The organism is Adlercreutzia sp. ZJ154, from assembly GCF_011039055.1.
Lineage (GTDB): Bacteria > Actinomycetota > Coriobacteriia > Coriobacteriales > Eggerthellaceae > Adlercreutzia_A.
The window spans coordinates 18,276-38,238 of record NZ_JAAKEF010000004.1; the positions used below are offsets into that span (position 1 = coordinate 18,276).

The window sequence follows — 19,963 nt, forward strand, 5'->3', positions numbered from 1 at the left end:
CCTTTATTGAAAAGATTGGACAATGTCTAATAATAACGCAGAACTACTGCGAATTAAGCCATTTATGATATCCGATAACGAAATCGTCTAAATCGCCATCTAAAACAGCATCAACATTGCCAGTCTCTATATCGGTTCTTGCATCTTTTACTAATTGGTAGGGATAGAGTACATAGTTGCGAATCTGACTACCAAACGAGTTTTCCATACGTTCGCCACGCAATTCTTCCATTTCCGCACGGCGCTTCTGTTCCTCAATTTCATAGAGCTTGGCACGCAAGACACGAAATGCAGCCTCTTTGTTTTGCAACTGGCTTTTCTCGTTTTGGCAAGTTACAACCAAACCTGTAGGAATATGCGTCAAACGCACAGCCGAATCGGTAGTATTCACACACTGTCCACCCGGACCGCTAGAGCGATAAACATCAACGCGCACGTCTGCTGGATTCAAATCTACTTCCAAATCGTCAGAGATAACCGGCATAACCTCTACACCAGCAAAAGTGGTATGGCGACGCTTTTTCGCATCTGTAGGCGAGATGCGCACTAAACGATGCACACCTGATTCGCTGCGCAACATTCCGTAAGCATTCTTGCCTTCTATCTGTATAGTAACTTTGTCGAGTCCTATACCTTCACCGGGAACTATATCTAAAATGGTAACTTTCCAGCCCCGATGTTCAGCATATCGCGAATACATGCGATACAGCATCTCGGTCCAATCCTGAGCTTCCAGTCCTCCAGACCCGGGATTTACCGACAAAATTGCATCTCCTGAATCGAAGCGCCCAGAAAACCACGACTCTATTTCGAGCACATCAAGCATAGCAGCAAGAGCTTGTGCAGCATGCTGCGCCTCAACTTCAAAAGCCTCATCTTCACAAGCAAACTCTAAAGCCGTCTTTATATCGCCTAGCTTAGATTCAGCCTGTGAATAGGCATGCAAAGTATCCTTTATTGTAGCCGCACGTTTCGATACATCCTGCGCATGAACAGCGTCATCCCAAAACTCAGGCTTAGCCATCTCGGCTTCTAGCGTTCGGATTTCCTCTGATATATTCTCTATATGAAGAAAGTCGTGTGCTGCATGCACCCGACTTTCCAATTCTTCAAGTTTCTTACTTTCCATGGCATTTCTTGTATTTAAGACCACTACCACAAGGACACAAATCGTTGCGACCCACATTTGCGAAAGGGTCTTCCTTATCTTTTACATAAGTTTGCGGCTTGCTTGCAGAAGGCTTAGGTGGAGCCTGCGTGGCTGTTTGCACAGTAGCGTTGCCGGAAGCAGTACGCGCTTGCGCCACACCAGAGTCTTCAAGAGCAGCCTCGGGAGACGAATAGCTAAGTTCCTTTTCAGTAGGATCTTCCTGCTGCACAGGTTCTATTTTTACCGCTATTTCAAGACGCAACAGCGTGCGCAGATAGTCGTCATACATGCCCGCTGTCATATTCTCAAAAGCACTGTATGCTTCATTTTTGTATTCCACTAACGGGTCGCGCTGACCGAATGCACGCAAACCAATACCAGTTTTCAAATAATCCATCTCTTGCAGATGCGCCATCCAACGCGTATCCATTATGCGAAGCATAATCTGGTTAGACAGATTCGACATAATATCTGGTCCGAGAACACCCAGTTTCTCGTTGTAGATTCCCATCAGGAAATCGCGCAGAGCATCTTCAACAACTTCTGGATCGTCGTCGTGATCTATTTCGTCTATTTTGAAATCGCTGCGACCACTCATATTTGCCGCCCACAGCTCTAGTGCACGCTTATCCCAGTCGTCACTTGCGGCATCGCCAAGCATCTCGGATGCCTGAGCTGCTACAGAATCATCTACAATCTGCGGAATGCGCTCTAGCATAGATTTGCCGTCTAAGATAGCGTTTCTTTCATCATAGATAGCTTTGCGCTGCAGATTCATAACATCGTCGTATTCAAGAACGTTTTTACGGGCTGCAAAATGCATGCTTTCAACTTGGCGCTGAGCACTTTCAATAGATTTCGATACCATGCTAGCCTGAATTGGCATATCGTCTTCCATACCGGTTTTTTGCATCATATTCGATATGGAATCCATGCGAGTGCCGCCAAATAGACGCATCAGATCGTCTTCCAGTGAAAGATAAAATTGCGTTACGCCCGGATCGCCTTGACGACCAGAACGACCACGAAGCTGATTATCAATACGGCGCGATTCGTGACGTTCTGTGCCTATAACGCAAAGACCGCCCGCCGATTTTACAATCTCTTGTTCTTGCTTGCATATAGCACGCGCTTCTTCTAAAGCCTTATCTCGCTCGGCTGCGGATGCAAACAGCTCGTTTGCTTGACCATCTTCGTCAAACTCTGGCGCATCGGGGTCAAACCCGCGATCGCGTAAAATATCTTGCGCCAACACATCAGGGTTGCCGCCCAGCAAAATGTCGGTACCACGACCAGCCATGTTGGTAGCAATAGTAACAGCGCCTACACGACCAGCCTGCGCAACAATATGAGCCTCGCGTTCGTGGTTTTTAGCATTCAGAGTTTCATGCTTAATACCGCGCTTATCCAACAAACGCGACAGTCTTTCAGAACTTTCAATAGAAACAGTACCTATCAGGCAGGGTTGCCCTATGGCGTTTCTAGCCTCAATATCATTCGCAACCGCATTAAACTTTGCATCTACCGTGCGATAAACCAAATCGTTCAAATCGTCACGAATAACGGGCTTGTTGGGCGGAATAGCAAAAACAGGCAGTTTATATATTTGACGGAATTCCGCATCTTCAGTCATAGCGGTACCGGTCATGCCTGAAAGTTTCTCATACAAACGGAAATAGTTCTGAAGTGTAATAGTAGCCAAAGTCTGATTTTCATCTAAAACTTTAACGTGCTCTTTCGCTTCAAGCGCTTGATGTAGACCCTCGGAATAGCGCCTACCCTCCATGATACGACCAGTAAACTCATCGACAATTTTCACTTCGCCATCTATAACAACGTAGTCTATATCGCGATGGAATAAGAATTGCGCTTTCAATGCTTGCTGCAGATGATTGGCTAGCTGACCGGAAGGATCGCTGTATATGTCTTCTATGCCAAGCATGCTTTCAATGCGCTCAAGACCGACTTCGGTAGCATTAATAGTACGCTTAGCTTCGTCCATATCGAAGTCTTCGCCCTCTACAAGACCGGGCATAACCGCAGCAAATTTCTTGTAGGTATCGGCTGCCTGCATTCCAGCACCGGAAATAATAAGCGGAGTTCGCGCTTCGTCAATCAGAATAGAGTCAACCTCGTCTACCACAGCGAAATGGTGCCCGCGCTGAACCCTTGCGTCGGCACGAGTAACCATATTGTCGCGCAGATAATCAAAGCCAAATTCAGAATTAGTACCATAGGTAACATCGGCTTGATATGCAGGAATTTTCGCAGCTGGACGCATACCGTTTTGTATAAGACCAACCTTCATTCCCAAAAATTCATATATCTGACCCATCCATTGTGAGTCGCGCTTGGCAAGGTAGTCATTAACGGTAACGATGTGAACATTATGACCGGGTATTGCGTTTAGATAACCCGCCAAAGTAGATACAAGCGTTTTACCTTCGCCGGTTTTCATCTCAGCAATCTCGCCAGCGTTAAGCGCCATACCGCCTATCAGCTGCACATCGTAGTGGCGAAGCCCTATGGTGCGCACACTAGCTTCGCGAACAGCAGCAAAAGCCTCGGGCAGCAGATCGTCTAAAGTTTCTCCCGCGGCATATCTTTCACGAAATTTAGCGGTTATACCCCTTAGTTCTTCATCGCTCATAGCCTGCATTGTAGGCTCAAGAGCATTCACCTTATCCACTTTGCCTTGGTACTTTTTAAGCTGCTTTCCTTCGCCAGCCGAGAACAGCTTTGAGAGTATTCCCATTTTTAGTTTGCCTATCTCTTCTACATGCTTACGTATATCACACATTGTCAAATTGAATGTATCTAGCCAATTCTAATACACGCCAAAGAATATGCGTAAGAATTCACACGTAATCCGCGACCAACAAACAAATTAAGGCAGTTAGAAGACATCTTCAGTCTCAATTATGGACCGATATAGCCCCACCAAACGCGATGAAGGATCTATCCCTAACTCTTCACTTAGAAATTGACGGCACTCAAAATATGTCTCCAAAGCAGCTGAGCGTTGATCTGCTGCTATCTGTGCCTCCATCAATGCAATAAAAACGTCTTCGCGCTTAGATTCGCGCCTAGCAGCTTCCCGGGCAAACCATAGCGCACCCCTAGGTTCATTCATTGCGACCAATCTAGCCGATGTAGCAATTAATCCATCGACCATTTGAGCATGATAATGATCTCGAAGCGACACTATAGTCTTATTTTCTGTTTCACACGGCATAAGTTTTCCGGCATATTCGTTACAAACACGCGAATAGAGATACTCCCAGTCGTTCGCTTCGTCGCTGCCAAAAAGCAATGCTCGACAAATTTTGTCATACTCATATACATCGCTTGTAACAAGACGCATATCTATGCTGCATCCAACCTGCGACCTAATAAGATACGGACAAGTTCCATCAATGGATAACGATTGCTTTAACTGTGACCATATTGAATAGAAATTGCGTCTATAAGAATCGATGCCAGAGTCGGGCCATAGTATTTCAGCTAGACGATGCCTAGGTATTTCTTTTCCACGATTAATAACAAGAACTGCTAATAACGTTTTCGTTTTCATCCTGCTTAATTTATTAGGTTCTAAAATTCTTCCGCCCAAACGCACCTCCATGCCACCAAATAAATTCACACTAAGCGTCGGAATGGATGTGCTGGCATTTTCATTTTTGGAAATGTCTTCTTCAAATCGGAATATACTTGGGTTGGTAACATTATATTCATGCTGTTTCGCCTTGGCTCTGCGCACATCTAAACCGTATTCTTCGCATTGTTTTGAAATTGATGCCCGCATTCGCTGAAAGTTGGACACAGCCTTATCCGACAGCGCTAAGTCGGAGAACAAAGGTAAAGCATCTGTAATATCTAAGATATTTTGAGCAGCAAAGAAGATAAACCAATTATTGCTAGACACATGCGCTTCTACAGAGTTTTTGCAAAATGCAAGCATAGTTCTAAGCCGGTTTAACAAATCTGACTGTATGCTGCCATCTTTGAAACCATTGATGCTTGAACTGTCGTCTTTAGATAATTCGGCAACAATACATTTCATCAGAATGCCCGCGCAAAAAAGCAATACATCTAGCTTGGCTGCATTTTGCGAATCTTGCGTTCGCATTAAATCCCAATCTTTAACAGCGACAAGTCCCCCATCTTCTATCGCTAAGGCAAATTTCGCCATAACCAACGTATCGCAGTAAAGACTTTCCTCGCATTTTGCTGCAGACTCGTCAAATTGATCCAATATCTGACTTAGTTTGAAAGCCGCTTTCTTCACGCTTTGTTTGTCGCCAAATAGAATGAGAAAACAAAATACCTGCATCTTCTGCATAACGCTTGCTGCACCAGAGCGCGAGATTCGTTTTGAGAAAGTTAAAACCGCATCAGTATCACCCATCATTAAAGATGCCCACGATTTACAAATTGAAAGCGCATCTAGCTGCCCAGTTGCGCCTCGGCGAATCGCATCGTGCAACTTCGCTATAGCATACGCTTCTCCATTGCGAATAAGACACCTACAAGAGCGCACCAACCATCCCGCCGCCGCAGACTTTGACGCAAATGAGCACATAAATTCGCATGCCCTGCGATATTGTTCGCTTTCTATAAGCATGTCGGCTAAACGACACGCAAGCGCATCTTTATCGCCAAATGTAGAGCAAGCAGCAAACCGAGACATTCTAGCCCCAAAATTCTCGGCAATCTGCGCAATTGAAACGTCTACAGTTTTATATACGCCTGCTCTACTGTCCAATCCGAAAAATGGATAACTCTCTGAAATTATTGCGCCAGCCTCTCTGGCTCTGTCCGGCGTTAAGAATGCCTGAATATCATCTATATTCCCCGACCCAAGAACCAGCAATACAATCATTGTCAAAACTACATCTTGCGGAAGTTCTTCTAAGGATACGCCCTGAAGAAGCGCACGCGCGCCTTCATCACGCCAATACATTCCCGCAATGCGCGATATGCTAGGGATAGCAGAAATGTCTTGTTCGCTATATCTATTGCTTACAGCAAGCGTGACAAGCTCATCATCGGAGAGAAGCAGATCGTTGCCCGTTAGCATCATGCGATCTCTTTGTAAATGCGAAAAGGTGTCAGCAGATGGTGTACATGTCACTATAACTTCATAATCTAAAGATAAAAGCTGATCTAAGACATTGCTAAATGCTATTGCGCGATCGTCATCGAGACAAGGCACGTCTTCAAAAACAGCAAGCCTAAGCGCAGGTTCAATATGCCTTATTGCAGATAGTAAAACGTTTGCATCTAAATCTCTTAGAAAACACGGCGATTTGCAATTCATCCAAAGCATATCGCGAAAGCCAAATATTATGTTTGAATACTCGAAAACTGTAGTGCTTTTCCCAAAACCAGTTGGCGCGACAACAAACCTTACTACATGCCTATCGCGCAAAAGGCGTCCGACTATATCAGGGCGAGATGTAAACCTATGCCCGACAATTCCAGCTGGTCTAGCGCCACTACATCTGCAAGATTCCACGAAAGATGCCATACATATCAGCTCTTTCTGACAGCATTCTTCGACTAGAGAACACTGTTCAAAATAGTGTCAACAATATTTGAACATCAAGCCCAAAACATAAAGCGGCTTTGCACTACATAAGTCAAACGTGGGATTTTGCACATTGGCTACAAAAAATATTTGTTACTTCTGTGTAGCAGATGCGGCATCGCGAATTAGTTTTCCAATGCGCTCGGAATACTCTAAATCTCTCAAGCCTGCTTCGGCAGCCAAATCTATGACAGGGGCATCGTTCCAAAGCGCTTCTAATCTGTAGTATTCGCGAGTTTGTGGCTGAAAAACATGCACAACTATGCTGCCATAATCAAGTAACGACCAAGAGCCGTCGCCAGACACTTCGCGATGTGTAGGCTTTACCGAGAAATCGTCGCGCAATTTCTCCTCTATAGCATCTATGATTGCCTCTACCTGCGCCGTATTCTTAGCCGTGACTATTACAAAATAATCGGTCACTCCAATAAGTTCGCGCACTTCCTGCACCATTATGTCTGTAGCTTTTTTAGAGTCAGCAGCAATCGCTGCGGCAATGGCTATCTGGCGTGAACTTTCTGCGCACTCTTTTGTCATGCGTATTTCTCCTTCTTCGCCTTCGATTTCTCTGCGGCTATAGAATTCCATATACTGATAGTATCAGGATGCAGCACTCTATCGCTAGCTATAAGTGCAAGTGTCCAAAATTTGTAAACTCTGTAGTAGAGTTCATCTAAGGATATTTGACCAATATACGATCTGAGTAATTCAGCTTCTTGAAAACTCCTAGATGGTTCTAGTGCATCAGCAATATAAACTATTTTATCTAAGTTGCTCATATCCAACGAAGCAGTCGTATGCCAACGTATAGCTTTTAGCACATCTGATGGTATTTGCGGAAATTCCCTCTCAAGCGCAGCTGCAGCAGTAGGTCCGTGCAATACCTCAGGCATATTTTCTATCATCCACTCGCCTACAAGAGCATCTACACCTAAATCGTAGGCGCGCTGCCTTATTTCTTTGTCGCGATATCCTTTGTCCCAGTCATGCAGAAGACCGGCTAGACGCGCCTTATTTCTGTCTTCGCCATATGTTTTCGCTAACAACTCTGCCGTATCAGCAACACCCATAATGTGCTTGAAACGCTTAGGTTTAACACGCCCCTTTAGATCTTCTATTCGGGCATCTAAAAATTTTTGACTGAACACATCTTCCATAAACTCTGCCTAGCTCTTTGTATACAACTCATGTGAGCGAATATAATCGCACACAGACAGCGGAACAAGATAGCGTATCGACTTGCCCAGCACCACCCTGCGACGAATTTCACTTGATGAAATATCTAGCAATGGCGCTTGCAAAATATCTATTGTAAATCCGGCTTCTCTTGCCCTTTCAACAAGCTCTTCATCTTCAAACCCATGACGCGACACGCAGATTATTCGCGCGAGTTCAGCTACAACGCCAGCTTCGTGCCACTCAGGCAATGTGGTAAGCGAATCGCTGCCCAGTATAAAACACAGCTCAACATTAGATGGATAATGTTCGCGAAGTTGACGCAAAGTATCTGATGTATACGTAATACCACCGCGACGCATCTCCATAGCACTTACATCAAAATGAGAGTTATGAGCCACCGCCAATTTGCACATATTTAGACGATCGGTCATATCGGTTAGCGCTTGTTTTTGTTTAAGCGAAGGATTAGCTGCAACCATAAACACTACTGCATCAAGATTAAACTCGCTATATGCCGCCTCGGCACACGCCAAGTGCCCCGTGTGTACAGGGTCAAACGTGCCACCCATAATGCCCAACCTAGCTGCGCGCCCATCGCTGCCAAGCCGGTCAAATTTCTTACTTACAACAGCATCGCACACACCTGTTGGCACAGCGCCGTTAAAAGCCAACTCTTCTGTATCATCCAATGCGCCCACCTATGCACGCACCTGACCATTACCGCGCAATATATATTTATAAGAAGTTAGAGCCTCTAGTGCAAACGGACCGCGCACGTGCAGTTTCTGCGTCGATATGCCAATTTCGGCGCCTAAACCAAATTGACCACCATCGGTAAAAGCAGTAGACGCATTTGCATACACCGCAGCAGCATCAACACCACTTAAAAAAAGCTCAATCGCAGAATCGTCTGTTGCTACGATAGCTTCCGAATGCCCCGTTCCGTACTTGTTAATATGAGCTTGCGCTTCTTCAACTCCGCCATCAATAATTTTCACAGCTATCTCAGGAGCAAGATACTCAGTTTCCCAATCAGCCTGTGTCGCTAATACAGCCTGACTATTGTTGCCGCTAGTCTTTATCCCTGCTGATTTAGCTATGTCCATTGCCTTTTCATCGCAATGCAAAAGCACGCCTTTTTCCACAAGCGCATCCATTATGCAAGCTAAGCCAGACGCATCAAAAGTAGAATCTACAAGCAAAGTTTCGGCAGCATTACATACCCCATAACGCCTACATTTTGCATTGAGAACTATCTGCTTAGCCATATCGACATCAGCGCTTTCATGGATATACACATGACAGTTTCCCGTGCCAGTCTCTATGACAGGAACCTTCGAATTTTCAACACAGTGTCTAATAAGACCCGCACCACCACGCGGAATTATTAGATCTACAATGCCATGCAATTGCATTAAAGCATCCGTTGCACTTCTGTCAGTAGTAGTTATGGCGCTTATGCAACCACAAGGCATTCCGACGCGCGTGGCAGCACTTGCTAACACATTGACTATAGCTTCATTTGAATGCGCCGCCAGACTGCCGCCTCGCAAAATACACGAATTACCCGACTTGATACATATTCCAGCCGCATCAGCAGTTACGTTCGGACGCGCTTCGTAAATTATTCCAACAACACCCATGGCAACGCTAACACGTTCAAGATGCATTCCGTTATACATATCGCGCGCTTCTAAAGTGCGCGAAAGCGGATCTGCTAGCTTTACTAAATCTTCAAGCGCATCAGCCATAGAGTTAACTCTAGCCTCATCAAGCATTAATCGATCTAATATGGCATCGCTTGTCCCAGCAGCTTCAGCCGCTTTCATATCAAGACTATTAGCCTGCAATATTGAAGATGTATTATCGCGAAGCGCCCTAGCCATGCAGCTTAGCGCGCCGTTTCTTTCATCTATTGTTGTTCTAGCCACAACTGCCGATGCGTCTTTTGCTTTTTCAGCCAAGTGCAGAACATCATCATATATAGCGTTATTCATTAATACCTCTACTCAAATACGACTAAATCATCTCTATGTATGACAGGCTTTTCAGCTATAGGAGCCAATAAGCTGTTCTCCAGAATCTCTTCAGTAGACATTCCGCATACCAAACTTATGGCATCGCTTTGCACATTTACCTTGCCACGAGCGAATACATAGTCCTGAGAATCGCGCACTTCTACAATATCGCCTTCAACAAAGTGCCCTTCCACATCTATTATTCCCACAGCAAGCAAAGAACTGCCGGTGTCTATCAGAGCATACTTTGCGCCTTCGTCAACAACAATAGAACCATGTACAGCGTCTCCTAGTGCTATCCAAAGCTTTCTGGAAGTTATTTCATGCTGCGCTTCGCCCGGACAAAATAGAGTGCCTACAGATTTACCTAAAGCCGCGTCTAGCACAACGTCTTTCTTGCACCCATGGGCTATAACCATAGGAATTCCGGCGCTCATCATGACGCGCGCTGCGGAAACCTTAGTAATCATACCGCCTGACCCGGCAACACTACCTGCGCCTCCACAGGCGTCTACTATACTGCGATCTATTCTGTTAACTACAGAAATAAGCTGAGCATTTGAATTGGCTCTAGGGTTAGAATTGTAGAGCCCATCAATATCAGAGAGAATTACAAGCAGATTAGCACCCACAAGACATGCAACCAATGCAGCTAATGTGTCATTATCACCAAAACGTATTTGCTCAACGGATACAGTGTCGTTTTCATTAACAATTGGAACAACTCCAAGCGATAACAGCCTATCCAATGTTGCACGAGCATTCAGATATGCAGTTCTATCCGCCGTATCGCGCCTTGTGAGCAATACAAGCGATGTCAAAATATTATGACGGGCAAATGCTTTTGCATATTCACCAGAAAGTTCACACTGTCCCACAGAAGCAGCAGCCTGCAGTGTTGCCATATCTTTTGGACGTTTCTCTATTGAAAGCGCACCTAAACCAGCCGCTATAGCTGCCGATGTAACTATAACCACTTGCCAGCCATCTTCAACAAGTTTTGCAACCTGATCAACCAAGTTGGTTATACGCCCGCTATCCACGGCATTTTCCGCGCTCATCAGTGTTGAAGATCCAATTTTTACAACAAGACGCTTTTCAGTATCCACGCCCATATTTCCTATCTATATATCAAGTTCTGCAAATTCATCAGCGGCATCGGAGACATACTCAAATTCCAATTCAGCTATACGGATCTCATCGCCATCTTGGGCTCCTGCATCTCGCAGCGCATCATCAAGACCTATGCGACGGAATCTGTGCTGTAGAAATATTAGCGCTTCTTCATTGTCTAAGTCGGTTTGAACAACCATTCGTTCAACAGCACGACCTTCTACACTAAATACTCCGTCTTCTTCTTTATTTACGCGAATTTCAGAATCGCTCGTCTGGCGTTTTAGCGTCCACACTTTGTCATATTCACATTCTTGTGAATCTTGTTCAATCTTTGCACGCTCGCGCAACTCATGCACTTTTTGCGCAATAGCCGCCTTCAAAGAATCGACACCTTCGCCCGTAAGAGCACTTACCTTGTAAAGCTTTGGGTCTATAGGGCTTATCGCAAATTCATCTCCACCAGCAGCATCGATGGAATCTAGTTTCAACTGCGCTTGCAATCTATCTAAGTTTTCCTGCATATTTTCACTTGTAGCAAGTACGTCTATTTTGTTTGCCACAACAATACGCGGGCGCGCGGATAACTCTTCAGCATAAAGAGAAAGCTCTTTGTTGATTATCATGTAATCATCCAAAGGATCTCTTCCTTCAAACCCGCCAGTCATATCTATTACATGAACTATAAGCGCCGTTCGTTCAATATGGCGCAAGAATTCATGCCCAAGCCCCTTGCCCTCGTGAGCGCCTTCTATCAAGCCGGGCACGTCAGCTAAAACGAAGCTTAAATCGCCGCTTGTAGCCACACCTAAATTAGGAACTAAAGTAGTAAAGGGATAGTCGGCTATTTTTGGTCGTGCAGCACTCATTCGTGCAATCATGGAAGATTTTCCAGCACTAGGTACTCCCACCAACGCCGCGTCGGCTAAAAGTTTCATCTCTAATTCTATAGAGCACTCTTGCGCAGGTTCTCCCAATTCAGCAAACGCAGGAGCGCGTCTAGTAGAAGTGACAAAATGCACATTGCCGCGCCCACCGGCACCACCACGAGCAACCACAATACTTTGCCCATCGCAAACTAAATCGGCTATCGTGTCGCCTGCTTGCCGGGTTTCGTCATCGTATTCACGAACAACAGTCCCCACAGGCACTCGCAAAATTACATCTTCGCCATTTGCACCATGCATGCGACTACCTTTGCCGTGCATTCCTCTACCCGCCTTAAAATGGTGCTTAAAGCGATAGTCTATCAGGGAAGAAACTGACGAGTCTGCCAAAAGAACAACGTTGCCGCCACACCCTCCGTCGCCGCCATCCGGTCCGCCTTTTGGCACATGAGCTTCTCGCCTAAAAGACATGCATCCACTACCACCGTCGCCGGCTTTCACATTTATATGTACCTTGTCTATAAAGATAAAGCGTCACCTCAATAAAAAAGCCCTTGATTCCCAAGGGCTTAAATAATAACTGATTTATAGATTAGAAACTTGAGCGAACACAAATCTCTAACTACTCAGCCACGGCAGGTATAACGTGAATCTTTCTCTTATCACCCTTTGTGAATTTCAAAGTGCCATCGCAAAGAGCAAACAGAGTATCGTCGCTGCCACGACCAACATTTTCACCCGGATGAAAATGCGTACCACGTTGACGAACTATAACATTGCCAGTATGAACTTCTTGCCCGGCAAACATTTTTACGCCCAAACGCTTCGCGTGAGAATCGCGACCGTTACGTGTAGATCCAAGACCTTTCTTATGAGCCATCTCTTATTCCTCCTCAGCCTTAGTTTCTGCTTTGGAAGCCTTCTTTGCAGCAGGTTTCTTAGCGGCAGGCTTATCTTCTTTCGCATCTGCAGTCTTTTTGGCAGCAGGCTTCTTCGTGCTAGCCTTCGGCTTATCTTCAGTCTTAGCCTTTGTGCTGGCAGCCTTCTTTTCAGCCGGCTTAGCATCGGCAGCCTTAGCATCTTTAGCATCGTCTGCCTTAGCAGCCTTCTTTGGCTTCGGCTCATACTTTTCAGAACCTACAGCGGTTATCTGGATACGAGTCATTTCCTGACGATGTCCGCGTAGACGCTTGTAGTTCTTGCGCTTCTTGAACTTAAAGATAACTTTCTTCTTATCTTTGAATTGCTCAAGAACCACAGCCTCTACAGCAGTCTTAGAAGCTTTCTCAGGATCTAACTCGGTCTTGTCGCCATCTACAACGCAGATAGCATCCAGTTTCACCTTGTCACCCACTTGTGCAGTGAGCTTTTCAATATTCAACTTGTCGCCCGGGCATACTTTATATTGCTTGCCACCGGTTTTTACGATCGCATACATTACATGTCTCCTTGAAAGTGACTAAACGCAAGGATTTACTTTAACAATGCAAACCAGCCACGTCAACAGTTAATTTTGTTAATGGGCATCTGACCAATTCAAACCCCACGAAACATCGGCAACTAGCGGAACTTTTAACTGCACAACATTCTCCATTACATCGCTAACTAAAGCCGCCAGTTCCTCTACATTATCTTTAGGAACAGAGAAATCTAGCTCGTCATGCACTTGCACCATCATTTTTGCATCCAGTTTCGCATTTGTAAGCCTGTGCGCAACTTCTATCATAGCCAGCTTAATTACATCGGCTGCACTTCCCTGCATAGGATGATTCATAGCCGTGCGCTCACCAACTCCCCGCATGCGCTTATTGGATAAAGACAATTCCGGAATGCGGCGCTTCCTGCCAAACATTGTTTCGGCATATCCATTCTTTTCCGCCTGCTTGATAGTGGAATCTAAGAAACTACGAACGCCGGGATATGCATCAAAATATCTGTCAATCATTTCCCGCGCTTCATCGATTGGTATATCAAGATTCTGCGATAAACCGAATGCCTGCTGTCCATAAACTATGCCGAAATTCACAGCCTTTGCCCTGCTGCGCAATTGAGGCGTAACTTGGTCAATAGGTAAATCGAACACGCGCGCAGCTGTATTTGCATGAAAGTCTTCACCGGAGTTGAATGCGTCTATTAAATGCTTATCCCCCGACAAGTGAGCAAGAAGACGCAGCTCAATCTGCGAATAGTCGGCAGATAAGAATACATCTTTGTCTGAGAGAGGCACGAAGCATTCTCTTATCTTGCGCCCAAAATCGGTTCTTACGGGAATATTCTGCAAATTTGGATTAGAGGACGACAAGCGCCCTGTTGCAGTAACGGTTTCGTGAAATTGCGTATGGACGCGCATGTCTGTCGCGCGCATTTTGGGCAAGCTGTCTATATAAGTAGATTTTATCTTCGCCAATTCGCGATATCTTATTACTAACGCGGCGATGTCATGAGTTTTTGCAAGTTCTTTTAACACGCTAGCATTTGTGGAATACCCGCGCCTGTTTTTCTTCATTGGCGGTATGCCCATTACTTCGAATAAGATGTGAGCCAATTGTTTTGGCGAATCTATATTGAACGTTTCGCCTGCTATGTCATAAATTTTATCAGACAGCGCCGTTAGTTCAGTACGTGCATGTTCGCCCAATTCTGACAAACGCGCACAATCTATTGCCATTCCAACGCGCTCCATTTGCAAAAGTACAGGAACCAATGGTAAGTCTATCTTTTTGTACACTTCATCAGAGCCATCTTTGGCAAGTTCTTTTCGAAGCGGAGCCTCTAAAAGTCGCGAAACGCACGCTTTATACGCCAACTGCATATCATCATCTTCTGGCTTTGGAAGTTCCCCACCTAAGTAGTGCTGCGAAAGCTGCTCGTATGTGTAAGTGGACACAGTAGAATTCAAAATGTAGGCAGCAAGACCCAAATCGAAAGCGTCCATACATGCCAAGTCGCTTGCATTAACATGCGCGTTAATCGATGTGTCTGCCGGATAGATATTTCGAATCATTTCTTTTACGTCCAGCGCAGAAAAAGACGCATTGCACACTATGCGACGCAAGGCTTCACATGCCGCTTCGCCTTCAAACATGGCAGTACCACTTGCAGCATTTACCGCTACATGCAAACTTGTTTCAAACAGAGAGTCTTGCCCAGATGCATCAACAGCCACACCTACAACATCTTTCGCCTTTATTGCATCATCAAGCAGAGCTAATGCCTCGCTTCCATGCAGTACCGGTTCGCAATCTATTCGCATTTGCGGCATCGTAATATTTTCGCCCGTCAATTTCAGAACGCGGGCAAGCGGACTTAAAAGCGAGTATCGCGTAAACGCCTTTGTTACCGCTTGAGCCGAAAAGCTAGGGAATTTCAGGCTATCTATGTCGAGCGAAAAATCTAAATCGGTAACTATGGTGGCTATTTGGCGACTGAGAAACGCCATATCGCGCTCTTCCTCTAAACGCTCGCGCTGCTTACCGCGCAGGTCATCTATATTCTCGTATATGCCTTCAATGCTGCCATATTTTTGAAGCAATTTGGAAGCATGCTTCGGACCTATACCAGTAATTCCCGGTATGTTGTCAGATTTGTCGCCCATTAAGCCCAAATAGTCACTAAATTGCTGGGGCGTAACGCCGTATTTTTCCCAAACTTCCGCAGGTCCTAATATTTCGACATCTGATATACCTTTTTTTGTGGTTATAACATGCGTAAGATTGGTTGCCAACTGGCAAGCATCCTTGTCGCCAGTAACCAGCAAAGTTTCAAACCCTAGCGCTTCGTCGCGTGCAGCTATAGTGCCCAAAATGTCGTCGCCCTCCCAGCCGGGAACTTTCACCACGGGCACACACATGCTCTCAAGCAGTTCTTCAATTATTGGAAATTGCACTCGCAATTCATCATCCATATGCGGACGCTGCGCCTTATAAGTAGGAAGTTCTTGCATACGAAATTCAGGCTTGCCAGCATCGAATGCGCAAATAACAGCATCGGGCGTTGCACTCTCTATAAACTTGCAGAACATTTGCATGAACCCAAATATGGCATTAGTGGGCGTTCCATCTGGTGCACTCATAGGCGTTTGTATAGCATGATAAGCACGATGCATCAGAGAATTACCATCAATGACAGCTACCTTTTTTGGCATAATGTTCCTTTGTGCGCTGACGGATGTTTATCCGATTCTACCCTACCTAAGCACTCCAAAGATAGCCAACCCCGCGCACGGTTTGAAGCCTGTTAGCAAGTTCTGGTCCAAGTTTAGCGCGAACGCGGCGAACGTGTACATCTACTGTTCGCGACCCGCCGTAATAATCGAAACCCCACACACGTCTAAGCAGCGCATCGCGCGAATACGTTCTACCGGGATGCGTTGCCAAAAATGCTAGCAGTGCATATTCCAAATAGGTTAAATCGAGCGGTTCGCCATTAACCTTTACCTGATAAGTAGCTAAATTCATTACCATTGTGTCCACAACCAGATAATCGGCTGATGTGGCTTCGTTGCCCGGCCATAACAATTGACGCACCCGCACCGCGCATTCTTCTTCACTAGCGCTAGATACCACAAAATCGCTTCTAACCTGTACAGGCAGACGAAAGCTTCCTAATTGTTCTGCGCTAACTATAGCAAGAAGCCCAGCGCTGCCATCTTCAGCTAGCTGGCTTTCCATTTGCTCTATTATTGCCGATGCCGATTGTGCCGCTTCGTACACAACTAAATCGTATCCCAAATTCTGAGATAGCACCTGCTTGAATTGCGCCGAAGATGAAGCCGCAACTTCAACATCCATGTCGGAAAACACTTTCTGAAATTTGTGAGCACTATCCAAAGAATCGGCTATGAATATGACCTTTTTGCTGGCCATTTACAACACCGCCAAAAACCTGTTAAGTTCCCACGGCGAAACTGCGCCTTGATAAGCCTCCCATTCGGCACGCTTTGTGCGCACCAAATAGCTGTGAGTATGTTCGCCAAGCGTATCTCGCATAAGCTGGCTATTGGCGAACAGATCTACCGCTTGACCCAAGGTTTCAGGCAAGCTGCTTATTCCGTCAGCCAAAAGTTCTTCACGACTACTTGTTCCCAAATCTGACATTTCTACAGGCGCAGGAGGCTCTAAGCCTTCTCGTATGCCCGCAAGCCCCGCGCTAAGAAGCGCAGAAAATGCCAGATACGGATTTGATGCAGGATCGGGGTTTCTAACCTCTATACGGCACGATTCCTGAGAATTTGGACGATAGCCGGGTATTCGCACCAAAGCCGAACGATTACCGCGCGCCCAAGCCAGCGCAGAAGGCGCGCTGCCCACTCCAAAGAATCTTTTATACGAATTCACATACTGATTTGTAACCAAACAAAACTCGGATGCGTATTTCAAAATTCCAGCAATAAAGCTTTTTGCCGTTGAAGAAAGGTTATAACCAATGGGGTCAGCTTCGTCAAAGAAAGCATTATTGCCGTCTTCATCAACAAGGCTTATGTGCACATGCATGGCGCTTCCGGGATATTCCTGTAAAGGCTTAGGCATAAAAGAAGCGTGAACTCCATGTTTTAGAGCAATTTCTTTTACCACAAGCTTATACGTCATAACCGCATCAGCCATAGACAGCGCATCGGAATAGCGCAGATCTATTTCATGTTGCGATGGTGCCACTTCATGATGCGAATATTCCACCGGTATACCCATTTTTTCCAGCGCAAGAACCGTATCGCGGCGCAAATCGCTTGCATAGTCTAGCGAAGTAAGGTCGAAATAGCTGCCTCTATCTAAAATTTGCGTATCTTCAGCATCCTTAAAGTAGAAAAACTCCAAATCGGAGCCGATGTTTACCATATAGCCCATATCGGCAGCTTTTTGTACTGTGCGCACCAAAATATTGCGAGGATCTCCCGCAAAAGGCTTGCCATCAGGTGTACATATATTGCAAAACATACGAGCTACAGCGTTTGATTCAGGGCGCCAAGGCAACACTTGAAAAGTTGAAGCTTGCGGAAATGCCAACATATCCGAACCCTGAGTACGCGAAAAACCATCTATACAACTGCCATCGAAGCCCATTCCGTTGGCAAATGCATTTTCCAATTCGCCGGGCACCATAGCGAAGGATTTCATATTTCCAAGCGCATCAGAAAACCAGCAGCGTACAAAATGGACATCGCGACTTTTTACCGTTTTTAGCACAAAATCTTGTTCTGGGTTCAGGTTTTCCATATCTAAGAATTCCAAACTAGGCTCCCATCACCGACTTTTTAAGAATACCTTATATCGACCATGTTTCGTCTGCGTTAATTATCGCCTTTGCAGAAAATAAAAACCCGGCATCTAAGTTGATACCGGGTTTCGAATGCGAATTGCGCGAAAAAGCTATTCAGCAGTTTCTTCTGTTGCAGCACTAGCCTCAGGTGCGGCGGTTTCGTCAGCAGCAGGAGCAGCTTCTGCAGCAGCCTGCGCTTCATTGTTTTCAGCTTTTGCGGCTGCTTTTTCGGCTTTCTCAGCCTCGGCAGCATACTTCGCAGCACGCTCACCCTTAACTTTAGCCTTAGCCTCGCGCTCTGCCTTGCGAGCAGCTTCTTTCTCGGCAGCCTTAGCGGCACGCTCTGCCTTGCGAGCAGCTTCGCGGGACGCCACCAAATCGGTAGCATTACCAAAGCGATCAGCAAAGCGCTGAACACGTCCACCAGAGTCAATCAGTTTTTGAGTGCCAGTGTAGAACGGGTGGCATACATTACAAATGTCCAAACGAAGTTCGGGCTTGGTGCTGCGCGTGGTGAAAGTGTTACCGCAGCTGCACTTAACAGTGCAATCCATGTATTCAGGATGGATATCTTTTCTCATGTCATCTCCTTATGGGCACCTTGGTTTCCGACCAAAGCATATAAGCAAACTTGGAAAGTTTAACACACAAATTGCAGTTTTTACATACAAGAAAGCATATCTGATGGCAAACTATTCAAACTTGAAATCTTTTAAGGCGGCAAACGGATTGAGTGGCAGCGCGTCTTCGAAGACACAATCGCATTCACCCTCGTTTAGATTCTTGCCGCATTTTGCACAAAGCCCTTTGCAGTCTTCAGTACACACCGGCACAAGAGGCATTTCTAAAATAAGCGCCGCCTCTATTAGCGGTACCATATCAAGCACATCGTCTGCAGGTAATGTGTCAAACTCATCCTCATCAATATCGTCTAGGTCAGCCTCAACGCCGGGTATTAAGAAGTACCCTTCTATTTCACCTACAACATCAAACACAGCATCTTCTAAACAGCGCGCACATATACCACGTGCCGTGCCCTCTACCGTACCAGCCACCAACAGCGCGCCACCTGTGTTTGTTATATCAACCTGCCAATGCAGAGGTTTGTCAAATGAATATTCATCTATACCGACAGATAGACAAAACGGCGACAATTCAGCCTCGTAGTGCCGAATAGCCGCCGGTTCAAAAAGATCCTTAGGAATATGAATGGGAATAGAATTCAAAATTAGCGAGGAACTGTGCTGTTCTGATTCAATCTGTCACGCACGCGGCGAACTTGCCCAAGTACGTTGTCTAAACTTTGCTCAACGTGGCTGAACACTTCGTCTGCATAATCTTCAGCGCCGGCGCGTGTTTCGCGCTCTAGTTCGCGGGCATCAGCCATGATGGTTTCAGCTTGCTGCTGAGAAATACGTACTATCTCTTGTTCGCTAGCTATGGTCATAGCCTGACTGCGTGCATCTTCTATAAGCCTGTTAGCCTCAGCTTCCGCATCATCGAGAAGTGCCTGTCTTTCGCGCACAATCTGACGTGCCTGAGCGAATTCGCTTGGGAATAAGTCGCGAATTTCGTCCATAATCTCAAACGCCGCAGTAATATCTACTTGGCGCATATTGCTCTTCCCGAAGACCGCCTTCGAATCTTCAAGAAGGATAGAAAGTTCTTCGAGAAGACCCAATACTCCGGTTTCGTCCATATATATCTCCCTAGTCGGCTACGTTTCAGACTGTATGAATGGCTACAAGCGCACAATCTGTACTATATTAAC

Annotated in this window: 17 protein-coding genes; all 17 read right to left on the minus strand. The window is 45.7% G+C overall.

The window, feature by feature from the left end; translation table 11 throughout:
• Positions 1-43: 43 nt before the first annotated feature.
• The 17 genes from prfB to G7Y37_RS02890 all read right to left on the minus strand — a co-directional run bounded on the left by prfB (position 44) and on the right by G7Y37_RS02890 (position 19,891).
• Complete coding sequence (prfB, locus tag G7Y37_RS02810; RefSeq protein ID WP_165061484.1) at positions 44-1,129, minus strand: peptide chain release factor 2; 1,086 nt, start codon at positions 1,127-1,129, stop codon at positions 44-46.
• Positions 1,119-3,905, minus strand: a complete 2,787-nt coding sequence (gene secA / locus G7Y37_RS02815; protein WP_165061487.1) for a preprotein translocase subunit SecA — start codon at positions 3,903-3,905, stop codon at positions 1,119-1,121. Before secA ends, prfB begins: the two co-directional genes overlap by 11 nt.
• A gap of 141 nt (positions 3,906-4,046) precedes the next feature.
• On the minus strand, positions 4,047-6,680 hold the full coding sequence (locus tag G7Y37_RS02820) for a BTAD domain-containing putative transcriptional regulator (protein ID WP_165061490.1): 2,634 nt from the start codon (positions 6,678-6,680) through the stop codon (positions 4,047-4,049).
• Positions 6,681-6,833: 153 nt separating this feature from the next.
• Positions 6,834-7,277: a ribosome silencing factor gene (gene rsfS / locus G7Y37_RS02825; protein WP_165061512.1), complete on the minus strand. Its 444-nt coding sequence runs from the start codon at positions 7,275-7,277 to the stop codon at positions 6,834-6,836.
• Positions 7,274-7,897 (minus strand): bis(5'-nucleosyl)-tetraphosphatase (symmetrical) YqeK, encoded by a 624-nt coding sequence (yqeK, locus tag G7Y37_RS02830; RefSeq protein ID WP_165061515.1) that lies wholly within the window; start codon positions 7,895-7,897, stop codon positions 7,274-7,276. The genes rsfS and yqeK overlap by 4 nt, the downstream gene beginning before the upstream one ends.
• A gap of 9 nt (positions 7,898-7,906) precedes the next feature.
• A complete protein-coding gene (gene nadD / locus G7Y37_RS02835; RefSeq protein ID WP_241155978.1) occupies positions 7,907-8,617 on the minus strand; it encodes a nicotinate-nucleotide adenylyltransferase in 711 nt (236 codons plus the stop codon).
• Complete coding sequence (locus tag G7Y37_RS02840; RefSeq protein WP_165061518.1) at positions 8,618-9,916, minus strand: glutamate-5-semialdehyde dehydrogenase; 1,299 nt, start codon at positions 9,914-9,916, stop codon at positions 8,618-8,620.
• 8 nt (positions 9,917-9,924) lie between these two features.
• On the minus strand, positions 9,925-11,046 hold the full coding sequence (gene proB / locus G7Y37_RS02845; RefSeq protein ID WP_241155979.1) for a glutamate 5-kinase: 1,122 nt from the start codon (positions 11,044-11,046) through the stop codon (positions 9,925-9,927).
• 15 nt (positions 11,047-11,061) lie between these two features.
• Positions 11,062-12,465 carry a GTPase ObgE gene (gene obgE, locus G7Y37_RS02850; RefSeq protein ID WP_165061713.1) on the minus strand — a complete coding sequence of 468 codons (1,404 nt, stop codon included), beginning with the start codon at positions 12,463-12,465 and terminating at the stop codon, positions 11,062-11,064.
• Between the two features lie 94 nt (positions 12,466-12,559).
• A complete protein-coding gene (gene rpmA / locus G7Y37_RS02855; protein WP_165061523.1) occupies positions 12,560-12,817 on the minus strand; it encodes a 50S ribosomal protein L27 in 258 nt (85 codons plus the stop codon).
• Between the two features lie 3 nt (positions 12,818-12,820).
• Positions 12,821-13,375, minus strand: a complete 555-nt coding sequence (gene rplU / locus G7Y37_RS02860) for a 50S ribosomal protein L21 (protein ID WP_165061526.1) — start codon at positions 13,373-13,375, stop codon at positions 12,821-12,823.
• Positions 13,376-13,453: 78 nt separating this feature from the next.
• Positions 13,454-16,081: a DNA polymerase I gene (polA, locus tag G7Y37_RS02865; RefSeq protein WP_165061529.1), complete on the minus strand. Its 2,628-nt coding sequence runs from the start codon at positions 16,079-16,081 to the stop codon at positions 13,454-13,456.
• A gap of 46 nt (positions 16,082-16,127) precedes the next feature.
• Positions 16,128-16,802 carry a winged helix family transcriptional regulator gene (locus tag G7Y37_RS02870; protein WP_165061532.1) on the minus strand — a complete coding sequence of 225 codons (675 nt, stop codon included), beginning with the start codon at positions 16,800-16,802 and terminating at the stop codon, positions 16,128-16,130.
• Positions 16,803-18,149, minus strand: coding sequence for a glutamine synthetase family protein (locus G7Y37_RS02875; protein WP_165061716.1), 1,347 nt, complete (start codon positions 18,147-18,149; stop codon positions 16,803-16,805). It lies immediately after the preceding gene.
• 153 nt (positions 18,150-18,302) lie between these two features.
• Complete coding sequence (rpmE, locus tag G7Y37_RS02880) at positions 18,303-18,773, minus strand: 50S ribosomal protein L31 (protein ID WP_165061535.1); 471 nt, start codon at positions 18,771-18,773, stop codon at positions 18,303-18,305.
• A gap of 111 nt (positions 18,774-18,884) precedes the next feature.
• A complete protein-coding gene (locus G7Y37_RS02885) occupies positions 18,885-19,418 on the minus strand; it encodes a DUF177 domain-containing protein (RefSeq protein WP_165061538.1) in 534 nt (177 codons plus the stop codon).
• 2 nt (positions 19,419-19,420) lie between these two features.
• Positions 19,421-19,891, minus strand: coding sequence for an ATP synthase F0 subunit B (locus G7Y37_RS02890; RefSeq protein WP_165061541.1), 471 nt, complete (start codon positions 19,889-19,891; stop codon positions 19,421-19,423).
• Positions 19,892-19,963: the final 72 nt, after the last annotated feature.

Coding starts and splice junctions, on each gene's coding strand:
- rsfS (WP_165061512.1), bottom strand. CDS start 7,277: ATGACAAAAGAGTGCGCAGAAAGTTCACGCCAGATAGCCATTGCCGCA.
- G7Y37_RS02890 (WP_165061541.1), bottom strand. CDS start 19,891: ATGGACGAAACCGGAGTATTGGGTCTTCTCGAAGAACTTTCTATCCTT.
- G7Y37_RS02820 (WP_165061490.1), bottom strand. CDS start 6,680: ATGGCATCTTTCGTGGAATCTTGCAGATGTAGTGGCGCTAGACCAGCT.
- G7Y37_RS02875 (WP_165061716.1), bottom strand. CDS start 18,149: ATGGAAAACCTGAACCCAGAACAAGATTTTGTGCTAAAAACGGTAAAA.
- rpmE (WP_165061535.1), bottom strand. CDS start 18,773: ATGAGAAAAGATATCCATCCTGAATACATGGATTGCACTGTTAAGTGC.
- yqeK (WP_165061515.1), bottom strand. CDS start 7,897: ATGGAAGATGTGTTCAGTCAAAAATTTTTAGATGCCCGAATAGAAGAT.
- polA (WP_165061529.1), bottom strand. CDS start 16,081: ATGCCAAAAAAGGTAGCTGTCATTGATGGTAATTCTCTGATGCATCGT.
- G7Y37_RS02840 (WP_165061518.1), bottom strand. CDS start 9,916: ATGAATAACGCTATATATGATGATGTTCTGCACTTGGCTGAAAAAGCA.
- rplU (WP_165061526.1), bottom strand. CDS start 13,375: ATGTATGCGATCGTAAAAACCGGTGGCAAGCAATATAAAGTATGCCCG.
- prfB (WP_165061484.1), bottom strand. CDS start 1,129: ATGGAAAGTAAGAAACTTGAAGAATTGGAAAGTCGGGTGCATGCAGCA.
- secA (WP_165061487.1), bottom strand. CDS start 3,905: ATGGGAATACTCTCAAAGCTGTTCTCGGCTGGCGAAGGAAAGCAGCTT.
- rpmA (WP_165061523.1), bottom strand. CDS start 12,817: ATGGCTCATAAGAAAGGTCTTGGATCTACACGTAACGGTCGCGATTCT.
- G7Y37_RS02870 (WP_165061532.1), bottom strand. CDS start 16,802: ATGGCCAGCAAAAAGGTCATATTCATAGCCGATTCTTTGGATAGTGCT.